Source organism: Methylobacterium amylolyticum (assembly GCF_030700245.1).
GTDB lineage: Bacteria > Pseudomonadota > Alphaproteobacteria > Rhizobiales > Beijerinckiaceae > Methylobacterium.
Genome location: NZ_JAUYZI010000099.1, coordinates 1 through 8275 on the forward strand (window position 1 = coordinate 1; position 8275 = coordinate 8275).

An 8275-nucleotide genomic window follows, 5' to 3' on the forward strand; every position below is an offset into this window, starting at 1 on the left:
CGTTGTAGCGGTGCACCCAGTCGCGCAGGGTCTGGCGGTCCATGCCGCAGGCGCGGGCGGCGGTGGTGCGATCAGCGCCCTCCAGCACCAGGGCGAGCGCCAGCATGCGACGGGCCGCCGGGATGCTGGGCGCCTTGGAGGCGGCGGCGCGCAACCCCTCGGCGCTCAGATCCGTGCGGGTGATCGCGATCCCGGACATGGCGTGTCCTCCTGATCCGCCAAACGAATCAGAAGCCAGCTCAACCCGCAACCCGCCGAGTCACCCTCACAGGCCGTTGGTATGAGATCGTCGTAATCGGCCACCGCCGCCTCGAACGCCTCCTGCTCGGCCGCGCTCAGCTCGGAGCGTGTCGGCAGGTTGCGCAGGCCGAAGGTGCAGCCGTGGCCGAGCGACACCGCCACCGCGATCCATTTCCAGCCCTCCTCGGCCACGCGCTGGGCGACCACGGCGAGCTTCTCCTCCGCGAGGCGCCCGAGCAGGTCCGGGTCCTGGAACCAGCCGTCCTGATGCTCGGTGAACAGGTCGCGCAGGACCGTGCCGCCGGCCGCGATGTAGGCGTCCTCGCCCACGAAGACCGCCCGGGCATCGCCCGCGCCCACGGCGCGCTCGGTCAGGGCCTGCCGGATCGACCAGGTGCTCACCCCACCGCGCCTGCACAGGCTCTCCCAGACCCGGACCTGGCGCTCGGCATCCTCGGTCACGCTGAACGCCATCAGGCATTCCAGCGTCATCTGCCCTGCGGCGTAGGCGTCGAGCAGCACCGGGGTGACGCCGGCGAGCCGCAGGCGCTGGCCCACGATCTTGTCCGACACGAAGAAGCGCGCGGCGATGTCGGCGTGGGGCATGCCGGCGTCGGCGAGCGCCTTGAACGCGCGGAACTGGTCGAGCGGGTGCAGGGCCTCGCGGTGGGCGTTCTCGGCCAGCGAGTCCTCCTGGGCGCTGATCGCGCTGTCGGCCGGGCGCACGATGCAGGGCACCTTGACTGTCCCGACCATGCGCTTGGTCTTCACGAGGTGCTCCAGGGCGCGGAAGCGGCGGCCGCCGGCGGGCACCTCGTAGCGCCCGGTCTGCGCGCCGGCCTCGTCGAGGATCGGGCGCACGTGCAGGTTCTGCATTAGCCCGCGATGGGCGATGTCCTCGGCCAGGTCCTCGATGCTCTGGCCGTCGGCGATCCGGCGCACGTTCGCCTGGCTCAAGACGAGCTTGTCGAACGGGATCGCGATCGGCTCGCTCAGCGTGATCTTCGCGGCGGCCCTGGCGGTGGTCTTCCCGGCGGTCTTCGCAGTCATGGTCCGGCTTGCCTCTGCGAGGGCGGCCGGGATCTCTCGTCCCGACCCCCAAACCCTCACGCAGGCGAAGCCCCCTCTCGCTCTGGAAGGGGGCCGCGGGGCCGGACGGGACCGGATCAGGCGGGGGCCTGCTCCGGGGCCCCGGGGGCGGCCAGCGACAGCGGCGGCACGGCGGCGGCCACAGCCCTCTCGAGCCGCGTCAGGAGGTCGGGAAGGGTCTCGCCGGCGTCATGGCCGTCTCGCAGCGCCACCAGGGTGATCATCGGCTCGCCGGCCTCGTCGGCGGCCTCCTCCACCGGGCCTTCCAGACCCGGGCTCCGGTGCTTCACGCCCGCCTCGAACAGGCCGAGCCGCGCGATCCAGGCCCGATGATAGGACAGCCCGTGCTCGCGGCAGAACGCGTCGAGGCTCGGCGTCAGGCCATAGTCCTGCTCACCCTCGAAGGTGACGCCGCGCACCTCGGCCAGGGCCTCATGTACGAGGCTCCCGGCGTCCACGAGATACGCCTCCGCCGCCGCGATCAGCGCGACGCCCCCCGCCCTACCCGCCAGGGGCCCGCCGATGATCACCGTCGTCATCACGTACTCGCCCACGCTCCGCTCCTTCGCCGCGGCGCCGCCGGAAACTCTCTCCCGGACACGGCGAACCCGCACAGACGAAGGGCTCCCCTCTCACCGCGATGGGGGCGTGGCTTGGCCGGGCGAGCGTCCCGACCCGGGCCGTGGGCACGGGCAGGCGAAGTCCATCCGTCTGGATGGGTGCGCCTCGGTCCGGCCGGGCCGGGACGGCGCGCAGGGGTGGTCGAACACGGGCAGGTCGAGCGTCGGCTCCAGGTCGGCGTCGAACAGGAGCCAGACGGCATCGCTCGCATGTCCCTCGCGCAGCACGGCCAGGAGGGAGGCGGGCAGCCCGTCGGGAATGCCGGCGCCGACGATGTCGGTATGGACCCAGCAGCCGTAGCTGTGCGGCTCGACGATGAGCGCGTGCCACGTATCCTCGGGGTCGTAGCCCGTACCGCCCGGCCGGCCTGGGCCGGTCTAGGAGAGGTGGAGGAGTTTCGCGTAGGTCTCGGGCTCAAGGTGCAGCACCGAGGCCACGCCGAACCGAAGGGTCTGCGTGGGGGATCTCCGCGACGGGTGCCGGAGGTCTCTTCTCCGATCGTCGATCCCGTCGCGGAGCGCGGCACGCTCCTCTGCCTCTCGCTCAGGAACCGCCGCGTCGACCCACCACCTGCCGGCGAGCGGGAGACTGGATCGACGTCGCACGAGAGCCTATGATCTCGGCGGGGTGGTACGCGCCGCCCTGGGGGCGTGGAACCCCTCGAACACAGCGGTTTGGTGCCGGCCGTGACGGCACCGAATTCCTTGACCATGCATTGGGTCGGGGAGCCTGCGACGCATGTCCAGGCGACCCCCGGTTGCTAAAGGTCACAGGGACCGGCTGTGTTCGGTTTTCCAACTCCCCGGCTGTGGGTGGTCGAGGCTCGTTTGCGGGGGCGTACCGCGGACACGGGTCTCTCCGGGGGAGTGGGTCCATGCCTCACCAGGGCCATCGCGACAAGGATCTGCGACCGGAACTCGCCGAACTCGGCCGCACCTACCTCGACGCCCTCGCGTGGCGCGACGCGCGCGCGGGCGACCCGCAGCTCGTCCTGCTCCGAACGCAGCTCGGCACCATCCTCGCGCTCCTGGGCTGGCGGCCGGACGGAACCGTCGAGCCGATGCCCCGGGATCCGGGGCCGGCCCGTGAGCGGCTCAGCCCCGGAGAAGGGCGCGGTCGGGCAGGGCGCGCGCCGACGATGTGCCTGAAGCGACGCGCCCGGCGCCGGGCCCGGGTGCGGGCGCGCGCCCGGATCATGCACGGCCGCTACGGCAGCGATGCCTATGACCTGGCGCGGGAGCGGGCCCGGAGGCCGGACGGACGGCGGACATGGTTCTGGACCCGCGTGGCGATCGCGCTGGCCCATCTCGAAGGCCGGGAGATCGGCGTGCGCGCCAGCGACCGCTGGCGATAGCTGGCCGGTCCACACGCACGAGCCCGGCGATGACCAGCAGCCGGGCACCAGGGGCCGAAGCCGGGCCGTCGTGTAGCGCGTCGACCGCCTCGGCGCGCCGCGTCGCGCGATCACCGCGAGGCGGTCGCGGCTGGGACATCGTCGGTCATCGTGCGGCTCACCGGGCGGGCAGACCGGCGAGCGGATCGATGCGACGGACGACCACGGGCCGGGTGTCGTCTCCTTCAGCGAGCCGACGGATCCGGGCGAGGTCCGCATCCGAGCACGGGCCTCGCACCTCGATGTCGACCCAATGCCCGCTCCGGCCGACGTGGCTGTCGCGCAGGCGGTGGTTGGAGGAGGTGTAGAACGACTCGTTCGGCTCGATCAGCCGCACGCGCGAGGTTAGGAACAGGATCCCGGAGCCGAGATTGCCGCAGAACAGGCGCTCATTGGCGCCCGCGGTCTTCGGGCCGCCCCCGACCGTGCGCTGTCCGATCTGCCGGAAGGCCTCCGCGAAGCTCGCCGGGTTCGGGGTGGTGCGCGCCTGGGTCGGGGCGTGGAAGATCCACGGCGGCCGGTGCGGGTCGACGCGCCCGACCGCGATCTGGTGCAGCAGGTCGGCGAGGTAGCTCGGATCGGCCGGATAGGGGCAGGCCCGCCACAAGGCGCAGATCGTGCCGCGCAGGTCCGCCTCCAGAGCGAACAACCGGGCGCGGGCCCGCCGCCAGCCGGCGGCCCGCTGAGCCCGGCGCGCGCGCTCGGCCTCGCCCCACCAGACGGTGCGGCGGGCCATCTCCTCATTGACGCCGTGCTGCCCGTGGGCGATCGCCTCGGCGAACAGCGGCAGGGCCTCGCGCTCCAGGCGCTGCTTGCGTAGGAACGCGGCGCGCTTGTGCGAGGTCTCCCGGTAGGGCTCGGATCGGGGTGTGCGGCGGAAGCGCATCACGCCGCCTCCCGCTCGATCGCCGGCGCCGCGTCCTCCGGCCCATCCTCGTCGCCCTCTCCGCCGGCACCGTCCGGGGCGAGCTCGGGCGGCAGATGGCCGAGCAGCCAGTCGGCCGAGCGGCTGGCGAGTGCCGCCGCCTGCACGATGGCGCGGGGATCGGAGCGCAGCACCTCGAGCCAGGACGCGATGTAGTCGGCGTGGCGCACGGTGGGTACGATGCCGAGGCTGGCGCAGACGAAGGCCGCCGAGATCTCGGCCACCAGCTCCTCGCGCGCGTAGCCCTCGCTGCCGTAGCGTCCGGTGAGATCCCGCGCGAGCCGGGATGGGTGGCCCGTCGCATGGGACATCTCGTGCGCGGCCGTCCGGTGGAAGTTCACCGGCTCGTGGAAGGCCTGCGGCGGCGGGAGTACGATCACGTCGTCGGCCGGGCGGTAGAACGCCATCTGACCGCCCACGTGGATGGTCAGGCCGCTGGCCTCCATCAGTGCGCGGAAGCGCGGCTCGATCAGGTCCTCGCGCGGCGGCGGGGGCGGGACGTACAGATCCCCGGGCAGCCCGTCGCACTGCGCGCAGTTGAAGACCATGTACTGCTTGAGGAAGGCGATCGAGCGCGCCTCCTCGCCCGCCTGCGAGGCCCGCTCACGCTCCCGGTCGGGGGTGAAGCGGTCGGCGTAGACGACCGGGATGCCCTTCTCGCCGCGCCGCACGCAGCCGCCGAGGCCGAGCGCCTGGCGGAAGGTCAGCCAGCGCTGGGTCGGGTAGCCGCTGGCCATGCCGCTCGACCACAGCAGCATCACGTTGATGCCCGAATACGCCCGGTTGGTCGCGCCGTTGCGCGGCATGGCGACGGAAGCGGTGCCGGGCAGGCTCGCCCACGGCTGCACCCACGGCACCCGGCCCTCCTCGAGCTGGGCGATGATCGTGTCGGTGATGCGCTGGTAGAGGTCGACGCGCGGGGCTGAAGCAGCCTCGGTGCGGCGGGCCGCGGGTTTCCGGAATGAAGAAGGGCGGCGGGCCATCGGCGGGCTTTCGCGACGGGCGCCGGAGCCTCTCTCCGGCCTGATCTCCCGTCATGCCCCCGCGGGCCCCTCTCGCTCTGGCGCGCTCCGGTCGCCGTGGATGGCCGGATGCTTGGGGCGAGGCTGCCGGCGCGCCGTGCCGGCCCGCGCGCCGGCGCGAGCCGAGGTGCCGCTCAGGTCAGTTTGATGAGGGCCGCGAGCGCCCCGAACATCGCCACGAAGCCGGCTGCAACGATCCCCCCGAGGCGCACGGTCATCTGGAGCGTTTGAAGTTCCAGCGCGATGCGCAGATCCTCCTTCGTGACGAGTTCGACCATGATGAACTCCCGGCCAGCTTCGGCGTGCGCCTCGGCCTGTAGCGCGACGATCTGGATGAGAGCCGAGCGACAATCAGGATGAGAGACCGGTGTCGCGGCGGGTTGATGATGAGCGGATCGATCGACCCGCACAAGACAGTTTTGAGCGAAGTTCGTGTCGCGGCGCGTCACGCGTCGGCGGTTTTGATTGTCGCGCGGGTCGGCGGTCGACCGGGACCGCGCTTCCGATCGAGGGCCGTGCGACGCCGGTAGCTCTCGACGTTCATCTCGAAGATGGTGGCATGATGCACCAGCCGGTCGACGGCGGCGAGCGTCATCGCCGGATCGGGGAAGATCCGGCCCCATTCGCCGAAGGGCTGGTTGGCGGTGATCATCAGGGAACGGCGCTCGTAGCGGGCGCTGATGAGCTCAAACAGCACGCTCGTCTCGGCTTGGTCCTTGGTGACGTAGGCGAGGTCGTCGAGGATCAGCAGATCGAAGCGGTCGAGCCGACCGATGGCCGCCTCCAGGCCGAGCTCGCGCCGGGCGACCTGCAGCTTCTGGACGAGATCGGTCGTGCGGGTGAACAGCACCTTGAAGCCGGCCTCGACGAGGGCGAGCCCGATCGCGGCGGCGAGGTGGCTCTTACCGCCGCCGGGTGGGCCGAACAGGAGCAAATTGGCCCCCTGCGCGAGCCACGCGTCGCCGGCGGAGACTGCCATGACCTGGGCCTTCGAGAGCATCGGCACGGCGGCGAAGTCGAAGCCGTCGAGCGTCTTGCCCGGCGGCAGGCGTGCCTCGGCGAGATGACGCTCGATGCGCCGTCTGTCGCGCTCGGCCAACTCGTGCTCGGCCAGCGCCGCGAGGAAGCGGGCAGCGGGCCAGCCCTCCTTGTCGGCCTGTTCGGCAAAGCGGGGCCAGACGGTCTTGATGGTCGGCAGGCGCAGCTCGCCGAGCATGATGCCGAGCCGGGCGGTATCGACGGCGGTGGTGGTGCGAGCCGGGGCCTTCATGCCGCCTCTCCCGTCGTCCGAGGGTCTCTGACGGCATCCAGGAGGCTCTCGTAGCTCGCCAGCGAGCCGAGGGCGACGGTGACGTGGGGAATGGCCGCCGGATCGGGGGCGAAGCGGGCCCGCAGGGCGGCGAGATCGGGCAGGCGCTTGGCGGCGAGTTCGACCGCCAGGCATGCGGCGAGTTCGGCCTCGCAGCCCCGGTCATGGGCGAGCGCGAGGAGATCGACGGCGATGCGGCAGGCTTGCCGCTCTGGAAGCGCGGCACGCAGGGCCTCGAAGGCGTGCCGGTAGGGTGGGCGTGGGAAGAGCCGGTCGCGGTAGACGAGGTTGAGCAGCGCCATCGGCTTGCGCCGGAGAGCGTGGATGACGTGGTGATAATCGACGACCTGATCGTGCCGTCCGCCCGGATGAGCCCGGCCCCGCGGCAGGGTGAAGAGGTGGGATCCGCCGACGAAGACGTCGAGGCGGTCGTCGTAGAGCCGCACGCGCAGGCTGTGGCCGATCAGGCGCGAGGGCACGGTGTAGAACACCTTGCGCAGGCGGAAGCCGCCGGCCGAGGAGACGCGCACGCTGACCTGTTCGTAGTCGCACGAGCGCCGCTCGGGCAATCGCCCCAGGGCGGCCCGCTCGCTGTCGATGCGCTTGACCTGGCGGGTGTTGCGGCGTCCGACGAGCTCGTCGACGAAGGTGCGGTAGGCGGTCAGGTCGGGGAAGTCCGTGCTGGTGCGCAGCAGGAGCGCGTCGGCGATGGCGCGCTTGAGGTGGCCATGTGGGCCCTCGACCGAGCCGTTCTCGTGAGCGAGGCCGGTGTTGTTGCGGGTCGGCGTCATGCCGTAATGGGCGCACAGGGCCTCGTAGCGGCGGGTGAGATCCTCGCATGCGGCCTCGTCGAGGTTGCGGAAGGCGGCCGAGAGACTGTCGGTGCGATGCTCACGGGGCACGCCGCCGAGCGACCAGAGGGCGTTCTGCAGCCCTTCGGCCAGCGCTACGAAGCTCTCGCCGCCGAGCACGACGTGGGCGTGCTCGAAGCCGGAGTAGGCGAGCCGGAAGTGGTAGAGCCGGTGGTCGAGGCGCATCCCGGCGATGGTGACGCCGAGGTCGGCCATGTCGGTGAAGTCCGACAGTCCCATCCGCCCGGGCTCGTGGGTCTGACGGAAGATGACGTCCTGGTCGGCCCCGTGCACGGCGCGCCAAGCCCGGATGCGCCGCTCCAGGGTCCGCCGGACCCCTTCGCCCAGATCGGGATGACGGCGCAGGATCTCCTCGAAGACCGCCACGGGCCTCAGGCCAGGCGAAGCTTCGAGCAGCGGCACGATCTCGGTCTCGAACACCTCGGCGAGGGGATCGGGCCGTCGTCGGCCACGCGGGGCCTTCTTGGCCGAGGGCAGGCGCGGATCGGCGCTGATGCGATGGCCGGTGGCGGGACTGAAGGCGGCCTTGGCGGCGGCCGCAGCGACGCTGTCGCTCTGACGGAACTGCATGAAGAGCCTCATCTGGTGATCGGTCACGTGGCGGCCGGGCACGGGCGGGCTCCTCGTCGAGAGGACGTCCTTGCCCGTCGCCAGCTGGCCGCTCTCACCAGACGGCATGCCCCTTGGGGTCACGCCGACGCCGATCTGATGCCTCCGGTCGGGCTCCGCCCTCCCTCCATCATCAGATCGGCGTTCCTCTCACCTTGATTGACGCGCTGGCCTCATCCTGATTGTCGCGCTGCA

At 71.7% G+C, this 8275-nt stretch carries 9 protein-coding genes and 1 pseudogene; 1 reads left to right on the top strand and 9 read right to left on the bottom strand.

All coding sequences use genetic code 11. From position 1 onward, the window contains the following. The 4 genes and pseudogenes from Q8W71_RS31760 to Q8W71_RS33100 form a co-directional block, all read right to left on the bottom strand. The coding region (locus Q8W71_RS31760) for a helix-turn-helix domain-containing protein (RefSeq protein WP_305525350.1) at positions 1 to 199 on the bottom strand (199 nt) is incomplete at its 3' end. After that, positions 166 to 1290 carry a ParB/RepB/Spo0J family partition protein gene (locus Q8W71_RS31765; RefSeq protein WP_305529335.1) on the bottom strand — a complete coding sequence of 375 codons (1125 nt, stop codon included), beginning with the start codon at positions 1288 to 1290 and terminating at the stop codon, positions 166 to 168. The genes Q8W71_RS31765 and Q8W71_RS31760, both read right to left, overlap by 34 nt. 116 nt (positions 1291 to 1406) lie before the next feature. Continuing rightward, positions 1407 to 1883 carry a hypothetical protein gene (locus tag Q8W71_RS31770; protein ID WP_305529336.1) on the bottom strand — a complete coding sequence of 159 codons (477 nt, stop codon included), beginning with the start codon at positions 1881 to 1883 and terminating at the stop codon, positions 1407 to 1409. A gap of 78 nt (positions 1884 to 1961) precedes the next feature. Beyond that, positions 1962 to 2273, bottom strand: a pseudogene (locus Q8W71_RS33100) (DUF5983 family protein); the annotation flags it as partial. Between the two features lie 551 nt (positions 2274 to 2824). On the opposite strand from Q8W71_RS33100, the gene Q8W71_RS31775 reads away from it, so the two are divergent. After that, positions 2825 to 3304 (top strand): hypothetical protein, encoded by a 480-nt coding sequence (locus tag Q8W71_RS31775; protein WP_305529337.1) that lies wholly within the window; start codon positions 2825 to 2827, stop codon positions 3302 to 3304. A 157-nt stretch (positions 3305 to 3461) separates the two neighbouring features. Here Q8W71_RS31775 and Q8W71_RS31780 read toward each other — a convergent pair whose 3' ends face one another. From Q8W71_RS31780 to istA, 5 genes are all read right to left on the bottom strand, one after another. Continuing rightward, on the bottom strand, positions 3462 to 4229 hold the full coding sequence (locus Q8W71_RS31780) for a hypothetical protein (protein WP_305529338.1): 768 nt from the start codon (positions 4227 to 4229) through the stop codon (positions 3462 to 3464). Then, positions 4229 to 5251: an ArdC family protein gene (locus Q8W71_RS31785; protein WP_305529339.1), complete on the bottom strand. Its 1023-nt coding sequence runs from the start codon at positions 5249 to 5251 to the stop codon at positions 4229 to 4231. Before Q8W71_RS31785 ends, Q8W71_RS31780 begins: the two co-directional genes overlap by 1 nt. A 173-nt stretch (positions 5252 to 5424) precedes the next feature. Beyond that, entirely contained in the window at positions 5425 to 5739 is a 315-nt protein-coding gene (locus tag Q8W71_RS31790) for a hypothetical protein (RefSeq protein ID WP_305529340.1), read from the bottom strand. Then, on the bottom strand, positions 5736 to 6560 hold the full coding sequence (istB, locus tag Q8W71_RS31795; RefSeq protein ID WP_305529341.1) for an IS21-like element helper ATPase IstB: 825 nt from the start codon (positions 6558 to 6560) through the stop codon (positions 5736 to 5738). The genes Q8W71_RS31790 and istB overlap by 4 nt, the downstream gene beginning before the upstream one ends. Continuing rightward, complete coding sequence (gene istA / locus Q8W71_RS31800) at positions 6557 to 8083, bottom strand: IS21 family transposase (RefSeq protein WP_458351527.1); 1527 nt, start codon at positions 8081 to 8083, stop codon at positions 6557 to 6559. The genes istB and istA overlap by 4 nt, the downstream gene beginning before the upstream one ends. Between the last annotated feature and the right edge of the window lie 192 nt (positions 8084 to 8275).